Source organism: Pseudomonas sp. GP01-A4, from assembly GCF_058780865.1.
Window position 1 is genome coordinate 1 of sequence record NZ_JBYSWF010000003.1, and the last position, 23,194, is coordinate 23,194.

Sequence of the window (23,194 nt, forward strand, 5' to 3'; positions counted from 1 at the left end):
TGCCGAGTGGTGGGGCAAGAGCGTTTTGCTTACTTTTGCGCTTTTCAAAAGTGAGCCGCTGTAAGAGCGGAACCAATCTCAGCCATCACCCAAATAACGGATATTCACTCACTCACTCACTTAATCAATCAACCCAGCCCCAACCGCTCATGCCACTCGGCAATCGACTCCTCTGGATACTCCTCAAACTCCAGGTCCCCCGCGCGAACACTCACCTCAACCCACGGCGCCTTCGACCCCAGCATCAAATGCGTATGCTCCGGCGGCACCGGCAACGGCGTATCAATCGCCGAAGCAAACGGATGAATCAACTCCGGCCACTGCGGACTGAACAACCACAACCCCGACCCACACTGCGAACAAAAATGCCGCTCAGCCGTACTCGCATGCGCCCGGCTATCCCCCGGCTCTTTCATCCGCGCGTGATAAATCGAAATCAACTTGCGCCCCCGCACCTTGAGGCTCCTGGCATCCCCCCCAAGGTTGATCGCATACCCGCCACCCCCCTGGGTCTTGCGACAAATCGAGCAATAACACCGCTGATAAGGGTAGGGATGCGCACTCTCAAGACTGAACGAAACCGCGCCGCAATGGCAGGAACCTTCAAGCTGCATGACCAGATCTCCTTCGCAAAAGGGCAACGTTAGCTTAGGCGCCCGGCAGCCGGGGCGGTTCCATCTCGGGCATCAAGGTCGCGATCAACGCCCGAATCGTCCCCGGCAACGCCTCCAGCTCCCGCACCAGAATACTGCGCTCGCGCACTGCCCAAACTTCATCCAGCTTCACCGTCACCAGTTGCATGGTCCGGCTGTGCCGCACCGCCGCCGACTCGGGAATGATGCCGATCCCCACGCCCGCCTCAACCATCCGGCAGATCGCCTCGAAGCTCGACATTTGAATGCGCAACGACAAGTGCTTGCCCAGCCGCTCCACATGCTCACGCAGGAAACTCAGCAACGTGCTGCCGTCATGCAAGCCGATATGTTGATAAGCCAGGGTTTGCTCCAGCGTCACCGAAGGCAGGCCCGCCAGCGGATGCCCCACCGGTACCGTCAGCACCAGGTGGTCGGTGCTGAAGTGCAGCACCTGCAAACCCGACGCTTCCACAGGCCCGGCGATGATGCCCATGTCGCTGGTGCCATCCAGCACGCCCCGCACGATATCCCGCGACAGCCGCTCCTGCAGGTCCACCGTCACGCCGGGGCGCTGGGACAGGAAGCCGGCCAGCACCTCCGGGAGAAACTCGGTCACGGCGGTGGTGTTGGCAAAAATGCGGATATGCCCGGCCGAGTCGATGCCGTATTGGGTGAACTCGCTTTTCAGGTAATCCACCTGGCGCATGATCAGCCGCGCATGGTGCAGCAGCCGTTCGCCCGCCGGGGTAATTTCCACACCACGGCTGTCGCGGTACAACAGGCGGGTGTCGAGTTGGCCCTCCAGGGCCTTGATCCGCGCACTGGCGGCGGCCGGCGAAAGGAACGCGCGCTTGGCGCCCTGGGTCAGGCTGGGGGATTCGGCGATATGGATAAACAGGCGTAAGTCAGCCAGATCAAAGTGCATGCAAGGCTCCGGGGCAGCGACGAAGAACCCATGTGGGAGCAGGCAAGCCAGCTCCCACATTGATCATCCGGGTTCTTGAGATCTTTTTATGGGCGATGGCGTTCAGCATAGCCGAACGCTGCTTTATTGAAATGCAAATTCTCAGAACGGCCAGGGCCCAGCATGATCCGGTTCAGATTCCCTGCCCGAGGACATGCACCTGATGAGCGCCACAGACTGGATCGGCCGTAGCGAAACAGCCCACGACCACTTGAGCCACAACCTGCTCAAACGCATCGCCGCCACCTTTGGCGAAGCGGCACCGGCAGATGGCGAGCCGGTTCCGCCCTTGTGGCAATGGTGCTTCTTCCAGGACCCGCTGCCCGAGTCCGCCCTGGGCGGTGACGGTCATCCGGCCCGTGGCGGCTTCCTGCCGCCGGCCGATAATCGCAACCGCATGTGGGCCGGCGGGCGCATCGAGTTCTTCCATGCATTGCGTGCCGGTGAGGCCGCCACCCGCGTTTCGACCATCACCCAGGTGGAAGAAAAAACCGGTCGCACCGGCTCGTTGTTGTTCGTCACCGTGCGCCACGACTATTCCCAGGACGGCCGCCTGGCCCTGCGCGAAGAACAGGACATCGTCTACCGCGAACCCACGCCGCCCAAGCAGGGCAGTGGTGACGCGCTCCTCGAAGGCGCCTGGCGTGAAGCGGTCGACCCGACGCCAACCCTGTTGTTCCGCTACAGCGCCGTAACCTTCAACGGCCACCGCATTCACTACGACTACCCCTATGTCACCGGCACCGAAGGTTATTCGGGGCTGGTGGTGCACGGGCCGCTAATCGCCACCTTGAGCCTGCGCGCATTTTGCCGCGCCAACCCCGCGGCCACGTTGCGCCGTTTCTCGTATCGCGGCGTGCGCCCGTTGATTGCCCCGCAAGCCTTTGAAGTGGGCGGGCACGTCACCGCGCCGGGCGTCGCGGAACTGTGGGCGGGCAACGCCGACGGCCTGGCCCAGCGCGCCGAACTGCATTTCGAATAAACCTCCAAGAACAACAGGCGGAGAGCCGTTAATGAACCCGAATGACAACGAAGAACTGAATGCCATCCGCGAAGGCGTGCGCGCACTCTGCGCCGAATTCGACGCCGCCTACTGGCGCAAGGTCGATGAAGAAAAGGGTTTCCCGGAAGCCTTCGTCAAGGCCCTGACCGACGCCGGCTGGCTGTCGGCAATGATCCCGGAAGCCTACGGCGGCTCCGGCCTGGGGCTGGCGGAAGCCTCGGTGATACTGGAGGAAGTGAACCGCTGCGGTGGCAACTCCGGCACCGTCCACGGCCAGATGTACAACATGTTCACCTTGCTGCGTCACGGCAGCGAAGCACAGAAAAGCTTTTACCTGCCCAAGCTCGCCAGCGGCGAATTGCGCCTGCAGTCGATGGCCGTGACCGAGCCCACCACCGGCACCGACACCACCAAAATCAAGACCACCGCAGTCAAGCGCGGCGACAAGTACGTGATCAATGGCCAGAAAGTCTGGATCTCGCGGGTGCAGCATTCCGACCTGATGATCCTGCTGGCCCGCACCACGCCGTTGGCCGAGGTGAAGAAAAAATCCGAAGGCATGTCGATCTTCCTGGTGGACTTGCGGGAAGCCATCGGCAACGGCCTGACCGTGCAGCCCATCGCCAACATGGTCAACCACGAGACCAACGAACTGTTCTTCGACAACCTGGAGTTGCCGCTGGACAGCCTGATTGGCGAGGAGGGCAAGGGCTTTCGCTACATCCTCGACGGCTTGAATGCCGAGCGGACGCTGATTGCCGCCGAGTGCATCGGCGATGGCCGCTGGTTTATCGAGAAAGCCAGCGCCTATGCCCGCGACCGCGTGGTATTTGGTCGGCCCATCGGACAGAACCAGGGCGTGCAGTTCCCGATTGCCGAAGCCCATATCGAGATCGAAGCGGCCGACTTGATGCGCTGGCGTGCCTGTGAGGAATACGACAGCGGCGCCAATGCCGGGGCCAGCGCGAACATGGCCAAGTACCTCGCGGCCAAGGCTTCCTGGGAGGCGGCCAACGCCTGCCTGCAAACCCACGGCGGCTTCGGGTTTGCCTGCGAATACGACGTGGAGCGCAAGTTCCGCGAGACCCGCCTGTACCAGGTTGCGCCGATCTCCACCAACCTGATCCTGTCCTACGTGGCCGAGCATCTGCTCGAACTGCCACGCAGCTTCTGAGGGCCCGACCATGAGCCATACCCAAGCGCTGTGCCGGTTCCTCGCCGAGTTGAATTACGCACAATTGCCGGACGCCGTACTCGCCCGCACCGAAGACCTGTTCCTCGACTGGCTCGCCTCGGCGCTGGCCAGCAAGGGCGCGCATCCGATCCCGCTGTTCGAACGTTATGCCCGCAGGATGGGCCCGGCTGATGGCCCGGCGCAGATCATCGTCAACGGCGGCAGCAGCAGTGCCTATTTCGCCGCGCTGGTGAATGGCGCGTCGTCGCACCTGGTGGAGCAGGATGACCTGCACAACAGCTCGGTATTGCACCCGGCGACCGTGGTGTTTCCGGCGGCATTGGCGGCGGCGCAAGACCTCGGCAAGTCCGGTCGCGAGCTGCTGCTGGCCTCGGTGGCCGGCTACGAAGCCGGGATTCGCATCGGTGAGTTCATGGGCCGCTCCCACTACCGGATCTTCCACACCACGGCCACCGTCGGCACTCTCGCGGCGGCGGTGGCCGTGGGCAAATTGCTCGACTTCAACCAAGAGCAATTCATCAATTTGCTGGGCAGTGCCGGCACTCAGGCGGCCGGGCTGTGGGAGTTCCTGCGGGATGCCGCCGACTCCAAGCAACTGCACACTGCCAAGGCCGCTGCCGATGGTTTGCTGGCGGCGTATCTGACGGCGGACGGGCTGACCGGTGCGCGCAATATTCTGGAAGGTGATCAGGGGATGGCGGCGGGTATGTCCACCGACGCCGACCCAGGCAAATTGTCGGATCGCCTCGGCAGTCGCTGGGCGCTGCTGGAAACGTCGTTCAAGTTCCATGCTTCATGCCGGCATACCCATCCGGCCGCCGATGCGCTGCTGGATCTGATGCAGCGCGAAGGGCTGGGCCATGAGCAGATCGCCCATGTGGAAACCCGCGTTCACCAGGGCGCCATCGACGTTTTGGGCCGGGTGACGCTGCCGCAGACCGTGCACCAGGCCAAGTTCTCCATGGGCACCGTGCTGGGGTTGATTGCCGTGCATGGCAAGGCCGGGCTGACCGAGTTTCACGAGCTGGCGCTGAGCGACGGGGACGTGGCGGCGTTTCGCGACAAGGTCTCCATGACCCTCGACGCCGAAGTCGACGGTGCCTATCCGCAGCGCTGGCTGGGCCGGGTGATCGTGACCACCGCCGATGGTCGCACCCTGCACGGCGCCATCGACGAACCCAAGGGCGACCCGGGCAACACCCTGAACCGCTCGGAGCTGGCCGACAAGTTCCAGCGCCTGACTCAATTCAGCGGTGCCCGCACACCCGCACAAACCACCGGGCTGATCGAAAAAGTCTGGGACCTGCGCAACGCCGCGTCCCTGGCTCACTGGCTTTAAGGAACTGTCATGACCGCTAATCAACGACCGCTGGACGGCATCACCGTTGTCAGCCTGGAACACGCGATTGCCGCACCGTTCTGCACTCGCCAGTTGGCCGACCTGGGCGCGCGGGTGATCAAGATCGAACGTCCCGGGGCGGGCGACTTTGCCCGGGGCTATGACGAGCGCGTGCGCGGCCTGGCCTCGCATTTCGTGTGGACCAACCGTTCCAAGGAAAGCCTGACCCTGGACCTCAAGCACGACGATGCCGGGAACATCCTGGAAACCCTGCTGGCCGATGCCGATGTGCTGGTGCAGAACCTCGCACCGGGCGCGGCCGCGCGCATGGGTTTGTCATTCGAGGCGCTGCATGAGCGCTTCCCGCGGCTGATCGTCTGCGACATCTCCGGCTATGGCGAGGGTGGCCCGTATGAAAAGAAAAAGGCCTACGACCTGCTGATCCAGAGCGAAGGCGGCTTTCTCTCGGTCACCGGTGGCCCGGGTGAAGACCAGATGGCCAAGGCCGGCTGCTCCATCGCCGATATCTCCGCCGGCATGTACGCCTACAGCGGCATCCTCTCGGCGCTGCTGCTGCGGGGCAAGACCGGGCAGGGCAGTCGCATCGACGTCAGCATGCTGGAAAGCCTGGTGGAGTGGATGGGCTACCCGATGTATTACGCGTTCGACGGCGCGCCCCAGCCACCGCGCGCGGGTGCGGCGCATTCGACGATCTACCCCTACGGGCCGTTTCCCACCGGCGACGGCGGCACGGTGATGCTCGGGTTGCAGAATGAGCGGGAATGGGCGGCGTTCTGCGACAAGGTGCTGCTCACCCCGGAATTGGCCACCGACGAGCGTTTCTCGGCCAACTTCAAGCGTTCGGAAAACCGCGACGTGCTGCGCCAGATCATCGTCGACCGTTTTGCGCAGATGAGCGCCGAGGGCGTGATCCAGCGCCTGGAAGACGCGCAAATCGCCAGTGCACGAGTCAACGACATGCAAGGCGTGTGGGACCACCCGCAGCTCAAGGCCCGGGACAGCTGGCGGGAAGTCGACAGCCCGGCGGGCAAGTTGCCGTCGTTGCTGCCACCGGCGCGCAATGCCGCGTTCATTCCGCGGATGGATGCAGTGCCGGGGCTGGGGCAGCACAGCCAAGGGATTCTCGACCAGCTGGGTTACTCCGCTGAAGCCATCGACGGCCTGCGTGCACGCGGCGTTATCTGACAAGGAATCGAACGATGCCAACCTCTCTTGTGCGCTCTGCGCTGTTTGTACCGGGCAGCCGACCGGAACGTTTTGCCAAGGCCCTGGCCAGTGGCGCCGATGCGGTGATTGTGGATTTTGAAGACGCGGTGGAAGAGCCGCTCAAGCGTCAGGCCCGGGACAACCTCGGGGTGTTTTTGCAGGCGACGCCGGCGGCGCGGGTGTGGGTGCGGATCAACGCGCCGGAGCATCCCGAGCATTTTGCCGATGTGGCGTTCTGTCAGGCCCACGCCGGGGTCGCGGGGGTGTTGCTGCCCAAGGTTGAAAGTGCGGCCCAGGTGGCCGTGGTGGCTGCAACGGGAAAGGCTATCTGGCCGATTATCGAGAGTGCGCGGGGTTTGCTGGCGGTGGCGGAAATCGCCCATGCGCCGCTGGTGGAGCGCCTGTCGTTTGGTGGCCTGGACCTGGCGCTGGACTTGAACCTGAGCAGCGGCTCCCCGGCCGCGCAATTTGCCCTCGACCAGGCTCGCCTTGCCTTGATCGTGCATTCCCGCGCCGCCGGGCTGGTGGCGCCGCTGGACGGCGTGCACCCGGCCATCGACGACCCCGAAGGCCTGCGCCGTTCGATTCGGCATGCCTATGAAATGGGCTTTGCCGGCGCGCTGTGTATCCATCCCAAGCAGGTGGCGGTGATTCACCAGGCGTTGGCCCCCAGTGCCGAGGATCTGGCCTGGGCCAAACGGGTGGTGGACGCTGGTGCCCATGGGGCCGGGGCGTATCAGCTGGACGGGCAGATGGTGGATGCACCGGTGTTGTTGCGGGCCCAACGATTATTAGCCGCGCAACCGTAGAAATGTGGGAGCGGGCTTGCTCGCGAAAGCGGTGGGTCAGCCAGTGCATCCGGTGACTGGCACACCGCTTTCGCGAGCAAGCCCGCTCCCACAATGGATCCCCGTTGTTTGCGAAGTCGGCGTTCGTCCACGCCGAACGCAGGTATCTAAAATTCGAAATTCTCTATACGCGTGACATCAGGCACCTTGCCCTATAACACAACAATAAGAAGGTGATTTTCCATGCTCAAGCTTTCTCGGGCGCTGTTCTGCGCCGCCACCTTGTTTGCCGCGGGCCTGGCCCAGGCGGCCGACCCCATCGTGATCAAGTTCGCCCACGTCGTCGCGGAAAACACCCCCAAAGGCCAGGGCGCCTTGCTGTTCAAGAAGCTCGCTGAAGAACGCCTGCCCGGCCGGGTGAAAGTCGAGGTGTACCCCAACTCCTCGCTGTTCGGCGACGGCAAGGAAATGGAAGCGCTGCTGCTGGGCGACGTGCAGATGCTGGCGCCGTCCCTGGCCAAGTTTGAGCAGTACACCAAGCAAGTACAGATCTACGACCTGCCGTTCCTGTTCAACGACCTGGCGGCGGTCGACCGTTTCCAGGCGGCCCAGGGCAAGGCGCTGCTGACCTCGATGCAAGACAAGAACATCCTCGGCCTGGCCTATTGGCACAACGGCCTCAAGCAACTGTCGGCGAACAAGGCATTGCGTGAGCCCAAGGATGCCCGTGGCCTGAAGTTCCGCGTGCAGGCCTCCAGCGTCCTGGAGGAGCAGTTCAAGGCGATCCGCGCCAACCCGCGCAAGATGAGTTTTGCCGAGGTGTACCAGGGCTTGCAGACCGGCACCGTCAACGGCACCGAGAACACCTGGTCGAACTATGAAAGCCAGAAGGTCAACGAAGTGCAGAAGTACTTCACCGAATCCAACCATGGCCTGATCGACTACATGGTGATCACCAACGCCAAGTTCTGGAACGGCCTGCCGCCGGATGTACGCACCACTCTGGACCAGGTCATGGTTGAAGTCACCGTCGAGGTGAACAAGCAGGCCGAGGCGCTGAACCAGTCGGCCAAGCAGAAGATCATCGACGCCAAGACCAGCGAAATCATCGAGCTGACGCCCGAGCAACGCCAGCTCTGGCGCGAAGCCATGCGCCCGGTGTGGCAGAAGTTCGAAGGTGAAATCGGCGCTGACCTGATCAAGGCGGCCGACGCGTCGAACCAGTAATTTGGAGAGCACCGAGATCAAATGTGGGAGCGGGCTTGCTCGCGAATGCGGTGTATCAGTCACCGAATGCATCAACTGAAAGACTGCATTCGCGAGCAAGCCCGCTCCCACATTTTGATCCGGTTCCCGCCTCCAAGCCTTGCACACACCTATCTCCGCTTCGCGAGGTTTTGCCATGCAAACGCTAAGGCGCGTCTGGGAGCACCTGGAGGAAGGCTTTATCGCCATCCTGCTGGCCGCCATGACCCTGGTGACTTTTGTCTACGTCATGCTCAACAACATCTACACCCTGTTCTTTGCCCTTGCCGACAAGTGGGCGTGGAGCAGCGGTTTCTTCAACGCCCTGGGTGACCACACCATGGGCTGGGCCCAGGACATGACCTGGAGCGTGGCGCTGACCAAGGCCATGTTCGGCTGGCTGATTTTCTTTGGCATCTCCTACGGCGTGCGCACCGCCGGCCACTTGGGCGTGGACGCGCTGGTCAAGCTGACGCCGCGCCGGGTGCAGCGCCTGCTGGGCATGCTGGCTTGCCTGTGCTGCCTGGCCTACGCCGGGTTGTTCATGGTTGCCAGCTACAAATGGCTGAGTGCGGTCACCACCGCGCACATCGGCGCCGAAGACCTCGACAAGTTCGGCATCGATGTCGACGACATCGTGGTGATCGTGCCCATCGGCTTTGCCCTGGTGTTCATCCGCTACCTGGAAATTTTCTACCGCATCTTCACCCACCGCCAAACCGGGCTGGGCCTGGCCGACGAAGCCGGTGAAGCCAGCAAGTTGGCCGGCAGCCATGAGGAGCGTCACTGATGGCCGTTCTGTGTCTGTTTTTGCTGCTGTTCGTGTTCATGTTCCTCGGTGTGCCCATCGCGATTTCCCTGGGGTTGTCGGGCGCGGTGTCAATCCTGATGTTCAGCCCGGACTCGGTGAGTTCCCTGGCAATCAAGCTGTTTGAAACCTCGGACGCCTATACCTTCCTGGCGATTCCGTTCTTCCTGTTGTCGGGTGCGTTCATGACCACCGGTGGCGTGGCGCAGCGGCTGATCGACTTTGCCAACGCCTGCGTCGGGCATATCCGCGGCGGGCTGGCGATTGCGGCGGTGCTGGCATGCATGCTGTTTGCCGCACTGTCGGGCTCCTCGCCCGCGACAGTGGCGGCGGTGGGTTCGATTGCCGTGGCGGGCATGGTGCGCTCGGGCTACCCGAAGGAATTCGGCGCCGGGATCATCTGCAACGCCGGTACCCTGGGCATCCTGATTCCGCCGTCGATCGTGATGGTGGTGTACTCGGCCGCCACGGAAACCTCGGTGGGTAAGCTGTTCATGGCCGGGGTGATTCCGGGCCTGCTGCTGGGCTTGATGTTGATGGTCGCGATCTACATCGTCGCGCGCATCAAGAAACTGCCGGCCCAGCCACGGGCGACCTTTCGCGAGTGGCTGACCTGCGCCCGCCGGGCATTCTGGGGCCTGTTGCTGCTGGTGATCATCCTGGGCGGGATCTACAGCGGCATGTTCACCCCGACCGAAGCGGCGGCGGTGGCGGCGGTGTACTCGGCGTTTGTCGCGCTGTTCATCTACAAGGACATGAAGATCAGGGATTGCCCCAAGGTGCTGCTGGAGTCCGGGCGCCTGGCGATCATGCTGATGTTTATCATCGCCAACGCCATGCTCTTCGCTCACGTGCTGACCACAGAGCAGATTCCCCAGGAAATCACCGCGTGGGTGATCTCCGAGGGCCTGACGCCGATTGGTTTCCTGATCATGGTCAACGTGGTGTTGCTGGTGGCGGGCAGCTTTATGGAGCCATCGGCAATCGTGCTGATCCTGGCGCCGATCTTTTTCCCGATTGCGATGAAGCTGGGGATCGACCCGATTCACCTGGGAATTGTGATGGTGGTCAACATGGAGATTGGCCTGGTGCATCCGCCGGTGGGGTTGAACCTGTTTGTGACCTCGGCAGTGACAGGGCTGACGCTGGGGCAGACCATCCGCGCGGCGTTGCCGTGGCTGATGATCCTGCTGGTGTTCCTGATCATGGTGACTTACCTGCCGTTCATCTCCCTGGCCTTGCCGCATTGGCTGGGGATGTAAACCCAACTTGAATCACGCCACAAAACAATGTGGGAGCGGGCTTGCCCGCTCCCACATTTGAGGTGTGCAGGGATTTATTTATCCATCGCACTCAAGATCGCATGGGCCACTTTTACCCGTTCGGCATTCGGGTAGTTCTTGTTCGCCAGGATCACCACCCCCAGGCCTTTGCTCGGCACGTACGCCACGTAGGCGCCAAAACCACCGGTGGCGCCAGTCTTGTTCACCAGCGTGTCGGCATGGGGCGCTTGCGGTGGTGTCAGCCAGTTGACCTTGTGGGGCTGAAAGGCCATTTGTGCCGAGTTGCCTTCCGTCAATGCATCCAGCGTGATTGGGTAGGGGTACATCTCCCAGCCGAGGCCCTGGGTCATGCCATCCACCGTGTAGTAGCCGGTGTGGGTTGCGGCAATCGCCTGTTGCAGCGGCTTCTCCAGCTTCGCCGGGTGCATGTTCACTTCAACGTACTGAATCAGGTCCGAGGTGCTGGTCTTGATGCCGTAGGCCTCGGCGTCCAGGGCGCCAGGCCCGACGCGCACCGGTTTGCCGGCCTTGTCGTAACCCTGGGCGTACAGGTTCATTTGTGACTTGGGTACGCTGATAAAGGTGTGCTTGAGGCCGAGTTTCGGCAGCAGGGTCTGCGCCATCAACCGGTCAAACGGCTGGCCCAGGCTTTGCGCTGCCAGGTGGCCGAACAGGCCGATGCTCGGGTTGGAATACAGGCGTTGGGTGCCGGGAGCGAAGTCCGGTTTCCAGTGCTGGTAGTAGCTGATCATCTTGCCGGCGTTATCGGACTCATCGGGGAATTGCAGGGGCAAGCCACCTGCGGTGTAGGTGCCGAGGTTGAGCAGGCTGATGTGGTCAAACGTGTCGCCGCGCAATGCCGGCAGGTATTGGCTGGCCGGGTCCGACAGCTTCAGCTTGCCGTTGGCCAGGGCATAGCCGGCAAGGGTGGCGGTGAAGGTCTTGCTCACCGAGCCGATTTCAAACAGGGTGTTTTCGGTGACGGGCTGCTTGCTCTCCTTGTTGGCGACGCCGTAGTTAAAGTATTGCGCCTTGCCGTTCTGTACGATCGCCACCGACAGGCCGGCGATGTCCTGTTGCTGCATCAGGGGCTGGACAGTACTGTCCACGACCTGGCGCATGTCGGTAGCCGCCATGCAGTTGCCTGCGCCGAGCAATAAGGCGAATATCGCGGTGTTGCGCACGGTTGGAAAAAGGGATGTGTACATGATGACGTGACTTCCATGAAGGTGATCGGGTGAATACCGTTGCCTGCGCAGGCGCCGCAAATCTAGGCAGTTTGTGATCCCGCGGCAAACGATGATATCTCGCAACAGCCATTAGAAAAATTAGGGTCAAGCCATGCTCCGTTCCCATTTGCCACTCAACGCGCTGCGAGCCTTCGAGGCGTCTGCGCGGCATTTGAGTTTTACCCGGGCGGCGATTGAACTGTGCGTCACCCAGGCGGCGGTCAGTCACCAGGTGAAAAGCCTGGAGGCGCAGCTCAATGTCACGCTGTTCAAACGCCTGCCCCGGGGCCTGATGCTCACCAGCGAGGGCGAGACCCTGCTGCCGGTGTTGCGCGAATCCTTCGACCGGATAGCTCAAACCTTAGGCCAGTTTGAAGGTGGGCATTACCGCGAAGTATTGACGGTAGGCGCGGTGGGCACCTTTGCGGTGGGCTGGCTGTTGCCGCGGCTTGCGGATTTCCAGGCGCGCTACCCGTTTATCGACTTGCGCCTGTCCACCAACAACAACCGCGTCGACGTGGCGGCCGAAGGCCTGGATTACGCAATCCGGTTTGGTTCCGGCGCGTGGCACGGCACCGAGGCGTGCCAATTGCTGGAGGCGCCGCTGACGGTGCTGTGCGTGCCGCAACTTGCTCGGCAATTGCAGGCTCCGGCGGACCTGTTGAAGTACACGCTGCTGCGCTCATATCGTGCGGATGAGTGGACGCAATGGTTCCAGGCCGCGGGATTGCCAGCCGACACGCTGGTGCCGCGCAGTATCGTTTTCGACTCGTCCCTGGCGATGATGGAGGCGGCGCTGCAAGGGGCGGGGGTGGCCCTGGCGCCGGCGATGATGTTCAGCCGGCAGTTGGCGACGGACGTGATTCGCCAGCCGTTCGAGATCGGCATCACCACCGGCAGTTATTGGCTGACGCGCTTGCAGTCACGGGCCGAGACGCCGGCGATGCTGGCGTTCAAGACGTGGTTGCGTGAAGTGGCCATGCACTGAGGTTGGGTCGACGCTGTGGCGAGGGAGCTTGCTCCCGCTGGGCTGCGTAGCGGCCCCAAAGAAGCGACGGTGTTAGTTCAGCAAGAACGCGGCGGATGGTTTCAGGGTCGCTGCGCAACCCAACGGGAGCAAGCTCCCTCGCCACAGGTTATTCTCCCACTCGGTCTGCCACTGATCATAAGAGGCTGCAATGCAAACTTCCGGCGTAGACATCCGTCAACTCAAGGCCTTCGTGGTGGTGGCCGAGGAGCTCAGCTTCGTGCGCGCCGCGACCCGTCTGCATGTCTCGCAACCGGCGCTGTCCCAGACCATCCGCCAGTTTGAGGCGCTGCTGGACGTACAACTGTTCCAACGCAACACCCGCAACGTAGCACTGACCGAAGCCGGCCTGGCCTTGCTGGTAGAGGCGCGGGAAATCGTCAATGGCGTAAGCCGCCTGGTACGCACCGCCCACGAACATGCACGCGGCGTACGCGGCTCATTGAATATCGGCTTCCTGATCGGCGCGGGTGTGGACTTGATGCCGCAAATCCTCAGCGTGTTCGCCAAGCGCTACCCGGAGATCGAACTGGTGGTGCGCGAGTATGACTTCGGCTCGCCCCATGCCGGGATCGACGAGGGCATGGACGTGTCGGTGCTGCGCCCGCCACTGGGCCTGCCGGACATCGAGTTGCACACCCTGGTGACCGAACCCTGCGTGGCGTGCCTGGCGTCCAGCCACCGGTTGGCCGGGGAGAGCAGCGTGAGCATCTACGATGTGCTGGATGAGCCGATCATTGCTGCACCGGGAGTGGGCGTGTGGCGCAGTTTCTGGACCGCCGACGCGTACCGCGATGGCCAGCCGGCGCGGATCGTCCATGAAGCTTCGACGGTGGAGACCGAGTTGCAGGCGGTGGCGTCGGAGCGCGGGATCAGTATCACCGCGCTGTCCACCGCACGCTTTTATGCGCGGCCCGGCCTGGCCTTCCCGGTGATCAGCGATATGCCGATGTGTGAAGTGGCGGTCGCCTTGCCGCCACAACCGAGTGTGGCGGCGCGCAACTTTGCCGAGTTGGCGATGGAAGTGGCGAGCAGCCGGGGTTAGTCAGGACAGGTCGTGCAGGGATTTGCCGTTGGGCGCACTTACCTGAAGCTCGGAAAACTCCACCTCCAGCCCGCCACGTTCCGGCGTGCAGCAATAAGGTCCCACCTGATACGACGCAGCCACGGGGAACGGCGCCAGGCGCACCAATGGCCAGCTCACACCATCCACCGACACCTGCACGCGCAGCACGCCCTTGGCCACGGTGGCGCGAATCCAGAACGCCTCGGGATCACCCGGGAACACACCGGTGGCCCAGTCCGACACGCCATCGGTCAATACGCTGCTCAACAGCGTCACACCGTCGGACAGCTCTGCACCGATCTTCACCCAATGCGCTTCATCCACCCGCACCATCAACCCGGCCTGGTCATACAGGTGGGTAAACGCGCTGTGGATCTTGACCTGGGCGGTGAAGTCACCGTCGGTTTCAACAAACAGGAAATGCCCGTTGTCGCGCACAAAACCATAGTGGGTTTCGCGCCAGAAATCGGTGCTGGCATCGGTGCGCACCTTGAGGCGCTCGCCTTCTCGGCTCCATTGCTGGGGTTGATTGAGCCAACTGGCCTGTTCAAACATCGGGAAGCTCCTTGAAGGTGACAAGACAAAACCCCGGCGTCCGGGGTTTTGTTGTTTGGCTGCAATCAGCGGCTAGTGGTCGAGCAATTTGCCGCTCGGCCCGGCGGTGCCATTGTTAAGGCGCGTGCGCAGCGAAAACAACCACCACAGCACGCCGACCCCGAGTGTAACCCCGGTGGTGATGGCGCCGGTGTGGCTTTCTTCGGGCACGCTCAGGGTCAGGATCACCGCGATGGCCCACAGGCCGCCGAGGACGATCATCGGCAACAACCACTTGCCCAGGCTGAACACCCCCGCAGGCGCCCCCGGCATCCGGCCATTTTTATAGGCCAGGTACGCGGCAATCAGTGTCAGAAGGTAGGTGCAGTAGTAGGTCAGGCCGACCATCGAGTAGATCGCCGTGACAAACCCGCCGCTCGCCAGGTTCAGCAGCACGGCAATGGCGGTGATCAGCACGATGGCGGCGACCGGCGTACCGAAGTGCGGGTTGATCTTCGCCAGCACCTTGGAGCCCGGCAGCATGTTGTCCCGGGACAGGGCGAAGGTCATGCGCGTGGCCACCGCCATGTTGGCGATGAGGCAGGCGAGGATCGAGGCGAAGGCGATCACGATCATGCCCACGCCGGCGGCGTTGCCCAGTTGCAGGCGCACGATATTGATCACCGGGTTTTCGCTGTGGCTGAGCAGCTCGCTGACCGACCCCGGGATCGCAATGCTCAGCAAGGCGAACACCACGAAGCCCAATACACTGGACACCAGCACCGCACGAATCATCGCCCGGGGCGCGGCGCGGCGTGGGTCCTTGGTTTCCTCGGATAGGTCGGCGGCGCCCTCCCAGCCCAGTAGCACCGAGACCGGCAGCAAGGTGGCGAGGGCGAGGGTGGTGAAGCTGAGGGTGCCGCCGCTGACCGGTTGTGCGGAGGTCAGGATCGCCACGCCCTGGGTGTGCTCGAAGAAGAAAAACACCCCAAAGAACAACGCAATCGCCAGCAGCACCGTGCCGATGATTTCGATGATCGCGCCGATGTCGTTGATCCGCGTGGCCAGGCGAATCCCGCAGATGTTCAGCAGGCCTACCACCAGCGTGGCACCGATGCTCAGGCCCTGGATCTGGCCCTGTGTCGGGTTGGCCCAGATCTCCGGCGCGAACACCGTGCCGATGGCCGCCGAGGTGGCGGCTGTACCGGCGACAAACGAGGTGAACGCGACCCAGCCGGTAAACCAGCCGAAGTGATTGCCCGCCAACCGGCTGGACCATTGGTAGGCGTAGCCGGTAAGCGGAATGCGCCCGGCCAGGTGGCAGTAGACCATGACGATGCAGCACACCAGCGGGATCACCAGCAGCCACAAAAGGATGCCGATACCGCCGACGCGGTTGAACGGGTCGGCGAACAGCGTGACCACCCCGGTGTTGATCGAGACCATGGAAAAGGCCAAGGCAAACGAGGTGAACGAACTCATGGTGCGGTGCATCTTTTGCTCGTAGCCGAGGCTGGCCAGGTCGGCGTCGTCGCTGGACAGCGGGGCCTGGGCATTCGGCGGGGCGGTTACGGTGTTTTCAACGAATGTGCTCATGGCCGTTGCTCCTCGATGATGCCGATCACCTCGTCCAGCACATCGAGGGCCTTGGCCAGCAACGGGCGTTCGATATCCAGCGGAGGCTTGACCTTGATCAGGTTACCCAGCCCGGCGTAGCGGCTTTCGCCAAACAATACGCCGCGCTCCACCCCAAGGAGATACACCTCCTGGGATTCCCGGCAGGCCGGTTCCTTGGTGGTGCGGTCCTTGACCAGCTCAATGGACGCCATCAGCCCGGGGCAGCGCACGTCGCCGATCAGCGGGTGGCGGGTTTGCATGTCCTTGAGGCGGGCGGTGATGTAGTCGCCGGAGTCGCGGGCCTTTTCGCAGAGGTTGTCGGCGACGATCGCTTCCACCGTGGCGTAGCCGGCGGCCAGCGAGACCGGGAAGTGGCCGAAGGTCAGGGCTTCTTCACCTTCGTCGAACCACTTGAGCTTGTCATCGGCGAGGATCCCGGCCAGCGGGAAGCCGCCGCCGACGCCTTTGCCGAACACGATGATGTCGGGCAGCACATCGTAATAGTCCGCAGCGAACATAGTGCCCATGCGCCCGAAGCCGGTCTGCACTTCATCAAAAATCAGCAGCACGCCGAGGCGGTCGCAGATCTCGCGCACGCCTTTGTAGTAGGAGCGGGGGAACTCGATATGCCCGCCATTGCCCTGGATCGGTTCCATCATCACTGCTGCCACGCCACCGTCGACGCCCTTGAGGATGGTTTCTTCCAGCAGGCCAAGGCACAGCTGCGACTCGGTTTCCGGGTCCATGCCCAGGCGCGTGCGGTACGGGTTGGGGTGGGGGACGCGGGTGAAACGTGGCTGGATCGCCAGGAACGGATTGTTCGGGTGCGGCCAACTGGCGCCGAGGGTGGCCAGGGAGCGGCCGTGGTAGCCGTCCTGCAGCACCAGCAGGTTCTGTGCGCCGGGGCGGTTCTTGAAAGCCAGTTTCATCGCCATTTCACCGGCGAGGCTGCCATGCAGGGCAAAGCCCATCTGGTTGAGGGCGCCCGGGGAGACTTCCCGCAGCTTCTTCACCAGCCGGGTGTGGGCCGGTGAGCCAAAGTTGGGGCGGATGTGAGTCATTTCGCGCAATTGCGCGACGGCGGCTTCCACCACCCGGGGGTCATTGGCCCCCAAATTGTTCGACCAGGCCTGGGCGGTACAGTCGATGTATTCCTTGCCCTGGTCGTCCCATACCAGCGAGCCTCGGGCCTTGACCAGGTTGATCTTGGCGGGTGCGGTGTTCATCACTTCATTCATCTGCGTTATCTCTTTTGTTAGGGCGGCAGTGTTTGGGGATGTGTGCAGTTAGGGTTGTGACTCGCTGCATCGAGTTGACCCGATGCTAGTCCCGGGGACGGGAGGAATAGAAAGACCGATTGCAGTGGGATTGATTGGCGTGGCTTATTAATAGAATCCTCTGAAACAAAATGAAACATTTGTCGCGGGCCAGCCTCTACCGTATCTCCACGACGAGTACTTCTATGAAAATTCCGCGTCCCTCTTCGCGAATGCCCCACCTCACGCAACTGCGCAACCTGAAGATGGCGCGCTCCGCCCACGCGTATGTCCGGGGCAGTACGGTGCAGTTCTACGAGTGGCTGCACAGCCAGCGCGGCCGGCGCTTGCCCCACGGGCCGGCGATCTGGATCTGCGGCGACTGCCACGCCGGTAACCTTGGGCCCACGGGCGATACCAAGGGCCGGATCGACATGCATATCCGTGACCTTGACCAGGCGGTGATCGGCAATCCGGCCCATGACCTGGTGCGCCTGGCGTTGTCCCTGGCCACCGCTGCGCGGGGTTCGGACCTGCCGGGGGTGACCACCGCCCGCATGCTTGAAGAGATGATGGTGGGCTACGCGCAGGCGTTTAAGGACAAGCCCGACGAGGCACCGCCGCGCCCGTCCCAGGTCAAGGCCGGGATGCGCAGTGCGGTGGAGCGCACCTGGAAGAATCTGGCTCGCGAACGTATTGAAAACACCCGGCCGACGATTCCGCTGGGCAAGCATTTCTGGTCGTTGTCGCGGGCGGAAAAATCAGCCCTTGAAACGTTGTGCGCGTCGGATGAAATCCACCGGCTGGTGACTTCGCTCAAAGGCCGCTCCAACGACGCCGAGGTTGAGCTGCTGGACTCGGCCTATTGGGTCAAGGGTTGCAGCTCCCTTGGATTGCTGCGTTATGCGGTGTTGCTGGGAGTAGGGGACAAGTCTGATCAGGAATACTGCCTGCTCGACATCAAGGAAGCGGTAGGCGCTGCGGCGCCGCGTGCGGCCCGGGCAAAAATGCCTCGGGATAACGGCCGGCGGGTGGTGGAGGGCGCGCGGCACCTGTCACCGGCGTTGGGGGAGCGGATGTTGGCCACGCGGTTTCTGGATCACGGGTTTTTCATCCGCGAACTGCTGCCCCAGGACATGAAGCTGGAACTGGATGAGCTGAGCGAGATTGATGCGATGCACGCGGCCGGGTACCTGGCGCGGGTGGTCGGCGTGGCCCATGCGCGGCAGATGGACCGGGATACGCGCAAGGACTGGATGGCGCTGTTGCAAGAGAACCGCTCCAGGCAACTGGATGCGCCTTCGTGGCTGTGGACCAGTGTGGTGCAGTTGGTGGGGAGCCATGAGGAAGGGTATTTGAATCATTGCCGGCGGTATGCGCTGGAGCACTGACCTCAAGAACGCTGAAAGTCCCCTGTGGGAGCGGGCTTGCTCGCGAAAGCGGTGGATCAGTCAAACATCAGCTGACTGACACACCGCGTTCGCGAGCAAGCCCGCTCCCACATGAGTTGGGTGGTGTTTTGGAGGGCGGGTTACACCAGGTATTTCTTGAACCAGCCCAACGTCCGCTCCCACGCCAGATTCGCCGCCGCCTCGTCATACCTTGGCGTCGAATCGTTGTGGAAGCCGTGATTGGCGCCCTTGTAGATAAACGCCTCATAGGTCGTGCCGGCCGCCTTCAACGCTTTCTCATACGCCGGCCAGCCCTCATTGATCCGCGTATCCAGCTCACCGTAATGCAACATGATCGGTGCCTTGATCCGTGGCACATCCTTGGCTTCCGGCTGGCGCCCATAAAACGACACCGCCGCACCCAGCTCCGGATAAGCCACGGCCGCCGCATTCGTCACGCCGCCGCCATAACAGAACCCGGTAATGCCCACCTTGCCGGTGCTTGCATCGTGGTGCATCAACCATTCGATGGCCGCGAAAAAGTCGTTCATCAGCTTCTCGGGATCGACTTTCTGTTGCAACTCCACACCTTTCTCATCATTGCCGGGATAGCCGCCCACCGAGGTCAGGCCATCCGGCGCCAGGGCAATGAATCCGGCCTTGGCCAACCGACGGGCGACGTCTTCGATATACGGGTTCAACCCCCGGTTTTCATGCACCACCACCACCGCCGGCACCTTGCCGCTGGCCTTGGCCGGGCGCACCAGGTAGCCGCGCACCGTGCCGTTGCCCTTGGGTGACGGGTAGGTGATGTAGTCGGCGACGATCTCCGGGTCGGTGAATTTCACCTGCTCGGCCAGGGCGTAGTTGGGGCTCAGGGCGGCGAGCAGGGCCGAGGCCGTCAGCCCGCCGAAGGTGAACAGTGCTGCGCGGTCGAGAAATTCCCGGCGGTTGATCTTGCCGTGGGCGTAGCCATCGTAAAGCTCCAGCAGTTCAGGGGCGAAGTCTTTGGCGGTCAGACGAGTCATCGGTAGCGTCCTCGATTAGCGGTGGGACTGAATGTAGACCAGTATCAGGCTTCCCGGCCATGGGCCGCGGCGGCCAGTTGCCCGGTGTCGACCCTCACGAAGACCGAATCGCCAATCGCCGTCAGCACGCCATCGGCGTACACCTCGCACACCACGCGGCTTTTGCGCCCCACGTCACCTTCGACTCTTGCGCGCAAGGTCAGCGGCACGCCCATCGGTGTCGGCTTGATGAATTTGATTCCCAGGTTGCCGGTGACGCAGTCGATACGCGGCAGGCTGCCGGGTTCGCGTTGCTCGGCCCGGTAGTGGTAGGCCATGGCGGTCCAGTTCGAGTGGCAGTCCACCAGCATCGCGATCAGACCGCCATAGACCAGGTCTGGCCAGCCGCTGTATCGGGCGTCGGGCTGGTGCTCGGCGATCACGTGGATGCCGTCGGCGTCCCAGCGGCTCTTGATGTGCAGCCCGTGGGGGTTGCTGCTGCCGCAGCCATAACAGACGCCTTCGGGGGCGGTGGTGTCTTGCAGGGAAAGCGCGGGCATCGTGGCTCCTTGTTGTTTGGGTTCCGTCGAGGCACGAGCCTAATGCCAGGCGCGTGAATAAATCCAGCGCCTACGCTGTTAGCAGTGCACAGCGTGTTCATTCCCGGTTGAGAATCCCATGAAATCTCGATTGCCAGCGGTCGTCCTTGCCCTCGCCACCTTGTCTAACGCGTACGCCGTGGAATACACCGACGTGAATCCGACGGCCAGCACCATCAGCTTCACCTATGACCAGATGGGCCAAGAGGTGTACGGCACGTTTGGCACCTATTCGGCGACCCTGAATTTCGACACGCAAAACCCGGCCGCCGCCAGCACCGTACTGACCATCCAGCTGCCGAGCATCAATGCCGGCAGCGACGACGCCAACACCGAACTGCCCAAGCCCGGCTGGTTCGACATGACGACCTACCCGGTGGGCACCTTCACCTCGACCCACATCACTGACCTGGGCGACAACCGTTACCTGTTCAGCGGCAACCTGACCCTCAAGGGCCAGACCCGGCCGGTGGAGGTCAAGGTGGCCCTCAAGGAGCAGAGCGGCATTGGCATATTCGACGGCGAATTCGTGCTCAAGCGCGATGACTTCAGGATCGGCGCGGGGGAGTGGGCGGACAGCGTGGTGTCCAATGCGATTGTCATCAAGTTCAAGATGGTTGCGCCTGAACGCTGATGGTCAGCGGGCGAACTTCTTGGCCCCCGCCACGCACGCAATCACCGCGACGGTCACCCCCAGCATGCCCAGGCTCACCTGCTCATGCAGCAGCGTGGCCGCCAGTGCCAGGCCGAAAAACGGTTGCAGCAACTGCAATTGCCCGACGGCGGCAATGCCGCCCTGGGCCAGCCCGCGGTACCAGAACACAAACCCGATCAGCATGCTGAACAGCGACACATAGGCCAGGCTCAGCCAGGCCGGCAGGCTGATGCTCACGAAAGTGCCCGGGGCGAGGATCGCCGTCAGCGGGGCCACAATCGGCAGCGCGATCACCAGCGCCCAGCAGATCACCTGCCAGCCACCCAGGGTGCGCGAGAGTTTGGCTCCTTCGGCATAACTGAGGCCGCACACCAGGATTGCCAACAGCATCAGCAAATCCCCGGCGGGCGCAGCGCTCAGGCCTTGGGCAACCGCGTAGCCCACCACCAGCAGGCTGCCCAGGATCGAAAACAGCCAGAACACCAACTTGGGCCGCTCGCCGCCGCGCCATACGCCGAAGACCGCAGTGGCTAAAGGCAGCAGGCCGACAAATACGATGGAATGGGCACTGGTGACGTACTGCAAGGCCAGTGCGGTGAGCAAAGGAAAGCCGATCACCACGCCCAGCGCGACGATTGCCAGGGGCAGCAACTGACTGCGGGCCGGGGTTTTTTCCTTGAACAGCCACAGCAGGCACAGGCCGAGCAGGGCGGCGATGGTGGCGCGGGCGACGGTCAGGAATACCGGATCGAACTCCAGCACCGCCAGGCGCGTGGCCGGCAGCGAGCCGCTGAAGATCACCACGCCGATCAAACCGTTGATCCAGCCGCTGGCGTTGTTTTCCCGGGTGTTGAGGTGGGTGGTTCGTTCCATGGGTGTAGGGCTCGATAGGGATAAGTTGCGTCCTGCGCATCCTATGATTCACTATCAAGACAATCAAAAAATTGTCATGGATACATCGCCTATGCCCCGCGCCCGCTACAAGACATTGGTGGACACCTTCGCCAGGGATATCCGTTCGGGCGCGCTGGCGGCGGGCACCCGGTTGCCGACGCACCGCCAGTTGGCCGCCAGCCATGGCCTGGCGCTGGTCACGGCCAGCCGGGTGTACACCGAGCTTGAGGCCATGGGCCTGGTCAGTGGTGAAACCGGGCGCGGAACCTTTGTGCGGGAAATCGCGTTGTCGCCGGGGCAGGGCGTCGGCCAGATCGCGGTGGCGGCGGGCATGATCGATCTCAACTTCAACTACCCGTCGCTGCCGGGCCAGACCGACCTGCTGCGCACCGCATTGCGCCAGTTGGCGTTGTCCGGCGACCTGGCGGCGCTGCTGCGCTATCAGCCTCACGCCGGCCGGCTGCATGAGCGGGCAGCGGTGGCGCGTCATCTGCTGAGTCGTGGGTTGACGGTGCAGGCCGAGCAGGTGCTGATCGTCAGCGGTGCCCAGCATGGGCTGGCGGTGACCATGATGTCGCTGCTCAAGCCCGGCGATGTGGTGGCGGTGGATGCGCTGACCTATTCCGGGTTCAAGGTGCTGGCCGAGACGCTGCACCTGGAAATCGTCGCGATCCCGGTGACCGCGACGGGCCCCGACTTGGCCTTTCTTGAACAACTCTGCGCCCGGCGCCCGGTACGCGCCGTGTACAGCATGCCGACCCTGCATAACCCGTTGGGTTGGGTGATGAGCAGGGAGCAGCGCGAGCACCTGGTGGCGATTGCCCGCCAGCATGATTTGATCCTGATCGAGGATGCTGCCTACGCGTTTTTAGCCGAGGACCCGCCGCCGCCGGTGGCCGAGCTGGCACCGGAACGCACGGTGTATGTGTCGGGGCTTTCCAAGAGCGTTGCCACCGGCCTGCGGGTGGGTTTTGTCGCCGCTCCGCAGCAGTGGATGGCGGCGCTGGAACGTACGGTCATGGCCACCACCTGGAACACCCCGGGGGTGATGACTGCGGTGGCTGCCGCGTGGATCGACGACGGCACGGTGCTGCAGCTTGAAGCGCAAAAACGTAAGGACGCCCAGGCGCGCCAGGCGGTGGCCGATGAGGTGTTGGCGGGCTTGAATGTTATCCGCCATCCGTCTTCGTATTTCTTGTGGTTGCCGTTGCCGGAAGATGCCCGCGCCGATCAGATCACCATGGCGCTGGCACGGGAAAATATCTCGGTGTCCACGGCCGAGCCGTTTGCCGTCTCGGCCCACGTGCCCCATGCCTTGCGTGTGGCGCTGGGGTCGGTGGACCGGGAGGTGCTGCGCGAGGCGTTGGTGAAAGTGCGCTGGGCGGTGGAGGCGTGCTAGGGGGCCGGATCGTTCCCACGCTCTGCGTGGGAA

At 63.0% G+C, this 23,194-nt stretch carries 22 protein-coding genes; 13 read left to right on the plus strand and 9 right to left on the minus strand.

All coding sequences use genetic code 11. The features are described 5' to 3' along the window. Positions 1–128: 128 nt before the first annotated feature. On the minus strand, positions 129–614 hold the full coding sequence (locus AC3WKX_RS03045) for a GFA family protein (protein WP_087694984.1): 486 nt from the start codon (positions 612–614) through the stop codon (positions 129–131). 34 nt (positions 615–648) lie between these two features. After that, entirely contained in the window at positions 649–1,560 is a 912-nt protein-coding gene (locus AC3WKX_RS03050) for a LysR family transcriptional regulator (RefSeq protein WP_008436234.1), read from the minus strand. A 202-nt stretch (positions 1,561–1,762) separates the two neighbouring features. Here AC3WKX_RS03050 and AC3WKX_RS03055 point away from each other — a divergent pair, with 202 nt between their 5' ends. The 8 genes from AC3WKX_RS03055 to dctM all read left to right on the plus strand — a co-directional run bounded on the left by AC3WKX_RS03055 (position 1,763) and on the right by dctM (position 10,466). After that, positions 1,763–2,581: an HTD2 family dehydratase gene (locus AC3WKX_RS03055; protein ID WP_102604965.1), complete on the plus strand. Its 819-nt coding sequence runs from the start codon at positions 1,763–1,765 to the stop codon at positions 2,579–2,581. A gap of 31 nt (positions 2,582–2,612) precedes the next feature. Next, positions 2,613–3,776, plus strand: coding sequence for an acyl-CoA dehydrogenase family protein (locus AC3WKX_RS03060; RefSeq protein WP_087694986.1), 1,164 nt, complete (start codon positions 2,613–2,615; stop codon positions 3,774–3,776). 10 nt (positions 3,777–3,786) lie between these two features. Beyond that, complete coding sequence (locus AC3WKX_RS03065; protein WP_008436239.1) at positions 3,787–5,136, plus strand: MmgE/PrpD family protein; 1,350 nt, start codon at positions 3,787–3,789, stop codon at positions 5,134–5,136. A 9-nt stretch (positions 5,137–5,145) separates the two neighbouring features. After that, positions 5,146–6,342: a CaiB/BaiF CoA transferase family protein gene (locus tag AC3WKX_RS03070; RefSeq protein ID WP_102604961.1), complete on the plus strand. Its 1,197-nt coding sequence runs from the start codon at positions 5,146–5,148 to the stop codon at positions 6,340–6,342. Between the two features lie 14 nt (positions 6,343–6,356). Next, complete coding sequence (locus AC3WKX_RS03075; protein ID WP_003215055.1) at positions 6,357–7,172, plus strand: HpcH/HpaI aldolase/citrate lyase family protein; 816 nt, start codon at positions 6,357–6,359, stop codon at positions 7,170–7,172. A 222-nt stretch (positions 7,173–7,394) separates the two neighbouring features. Further along, positions 7,395–8,378: a C4-dicarboxylate TRAP substrate-binding protein DctP gene (gene dctP / locus AC3WKX_RS03080; protein WP_003215057.1), complete on the plus strand. Its 984-nt coding sequence runs from the start codon at positions 7,395–7,397 to the stop codon at positions 8,376–8,378. Between the two features lie 175 nt (positions 8,379–8,553). Then, positions 8,554–9,186 carry a TRAP transporter small permease gene (locus AC3WKX_RS03085; protein WP_003215060.1) on the plus strand — a complete coding sequence of 211 codons (633 nt, stop codon included), beginning with the start codon at positions 8,554–8,556 and terminating at the stop codon, positions 9,184–9,186. Further along, positions 9,186–10,466, plus strand: coding sequence for a C4-dicarboxylate TRAP transporter large permease protein DctM (dctM, locus tag AC3WKX_RS03090; RefSeq protein WP_003215062.1), 1,281 nt, complete (start codon positions 9,186–9,188; stop codon positions 10,464–10,466). Before AC3WKX_RS03085 ends, dctM begins: the two co-directional genes overlap by 1 nt. A 74-nt stretch (positions 10,467–10,540) precedes the next feature. Here the strand turns inward: dctM and ampC are convergent, their stop codons facing one another. Then, positions 10,541–11,695, minus strand: a complete 1,155-nt coding sequence (gene ampC, locus AC3WKX_RS03095; RefSeq protein WP_102604959.1) for a class C beta-lactamase — start codon at positions 11,693–11,695, stop codon at positions 10,541–10,543. Positions 11,696–11,828: 133 nt separating this feature from the next. Between ampC and AC3WKX_RS03100 the strand changes: the two genes are divergently transcribed. Together AC3WKX_RS03100 and AC3WKX_RS03105 are read left to right on the plus strand one after the other, a co-directional pair. Next, positions 11,829–12,704, plus strand: coding sequence for a LysR family transcriptional regulator (locus tag AC3WKX_RS03100; protein WP_102604958.1), 876 nt, complete (start codon positions 11,829–11,831; stop codon positions 12,702–12,704). A 190-nt stretch (positions 12,705–12,894) separates the two neighbouring features. Beyond that, a complete protein-coding gene (locus AC3WKX_RS03105) occupies positions 12,895–13,788 on the plus strand; it encodes a LysR family transcriptional regulator (protein ID WP_003215068.1) in 894 nt (297 codons plus the stop codon). On the opposite strand, the gene AC3WKX_RS03110 is transcribed toward AC3WKX_RS03105, so the two are convergent. The 3 genes from AC3WKX_RS03110 to AC3WKX_RS03120 all read right to left on the minus strand — a co-directional run bounded on the left by AC3WKX_RS03110 (position 13,789) and on the right by AC3WKX_RS03120 (position 17,198). After that, positions 13,789–14,364, minus strand: coding sequence for a DUF1349 domain-containing protein (locus tag AC3WKX_RS03110; protein WP_102604957.1), 576 nt, complete (start codon positions 14,362–14,364; stop codon positions 13,789–13,791). It lies immediately after the preceding gene. 72 nt (positions 14,365–14,436) lie between these two features. Then, the gene (locus AC3WKX_RS03115) at positions 14,437–15,939 is read right to left on the minus strand and encodes an APC family permease (RefSeq protein ID WP_087695002.1); all 1,503 of its coding nucleotides are present in this window, start codon (positions 15,937–15,939) and stop codon (positions 14,437–14,439) included. Further along, complete coding sequence (locus AC3WKX_RS03120; protein WP_102604956.1) at positions 15,936–17,198, minus strand: aspartate aminotransferase family protein; 1,263 nt, start codon at positions 17,196–17,198, stop codon at positions 15,936–15,938. The genes AC3WKX_RS03115 and AC3WKX_RS03120 overlap by 4 nt, the downstream gene beginning before the upstream one ends. A 224-nt stretch (positions 17,199–17,422) precedes the next feature. Between AC3WKX_RS03120 and AC3WKX_RS03125 the strand changes: the two genes are divergently transcribed. Beyond that, positions 17,423–18,607, plus strand: a complete 1,185-nt coding sequence (locus AC3WKX_RS03125; protein ID WP_102604955.1) for a DUF2252 family protein — start codon at positions 17,423–17,425, stop codon at positions 18,605–18,607. Between the two features lie 140 nt (positions 18,608–18,747). Here the strand turns inward: AC3WKX_RS03125 and yghX are convergent, their stop codons facing one another. Beyond that, positions 18,748–19,635: a YghX family hydrolase gene (gene yghX / locus AC3WKX_RS03130; protein WP_003215079.1), complete on the minus strand. Its 888-nt coding sequence runs from the start codon at positions 19,633–19,635 to the stop codon at positions 18,748–18,750. A gap of 44 nt (positions 19,636–19,679) precedes the next feature. Then, complete coding sequence (locus tag AC3WKX_RS03135) at positions 19,680–20,174, minus strand: PaaI family thioesterase (protein ID WP_102604954.1); 495 nt, start codon at positions 20,172–20,174, stop codon at positions 19,680–19,682. A gap of 118 nt (positions 20,175–20,292) precedes the next feature. On the opposite strand from AC3WKX_RS03135, the gene AC3WKX_RS03140 reads away from it, so the two are divergent. Next, positions 20,293–20,847 carry a YceI family protein gene (locus AC3WKX_RS03140; RefSeq protein ID WP_173883028.1) on the plus strand — a complete coding sequence of 185 codons (555 nt, stop codon included), beginning with the start codon at positions 20,293–20,295 and terminating at the stop codon, positions 20,845–20,847. A gap of 3 nt (positions 20,848–20,850) precedes the next feature. On the opposite strand, the gene AC3WKX_RS03145 is transcribed toward AC3WKX_RS03140, so the two are convergent. Next, positions 20,851–21,741, minus strand: a complete 891-nt coding sequence (locus AC3WKX_RS03145) for a DMT family transporter (protein ID WP_102604952.1) — start codon at positions 21,739–21,741, stop codon at positions 20,851–20,853. Positions 21,742–21,832: 91 nt separating this feature from the next. On the opposite strand from AC3WKX_RS03145, the gene AC3WKX_RS03150 reads away from it, so the two are divergent. Next, positions 21,833–23,161, plus strand: coding sequence for an aminotransferase-like domain-containing protein (locus AC3WKX_RS03150; protein WP_102604951.1), 1,329 nt, complete (start codon positions 21,833–21,835; stop codon positions 23,159–23,161). Positions 23,162–23,194: the final 33 nt, after the last annotated feature.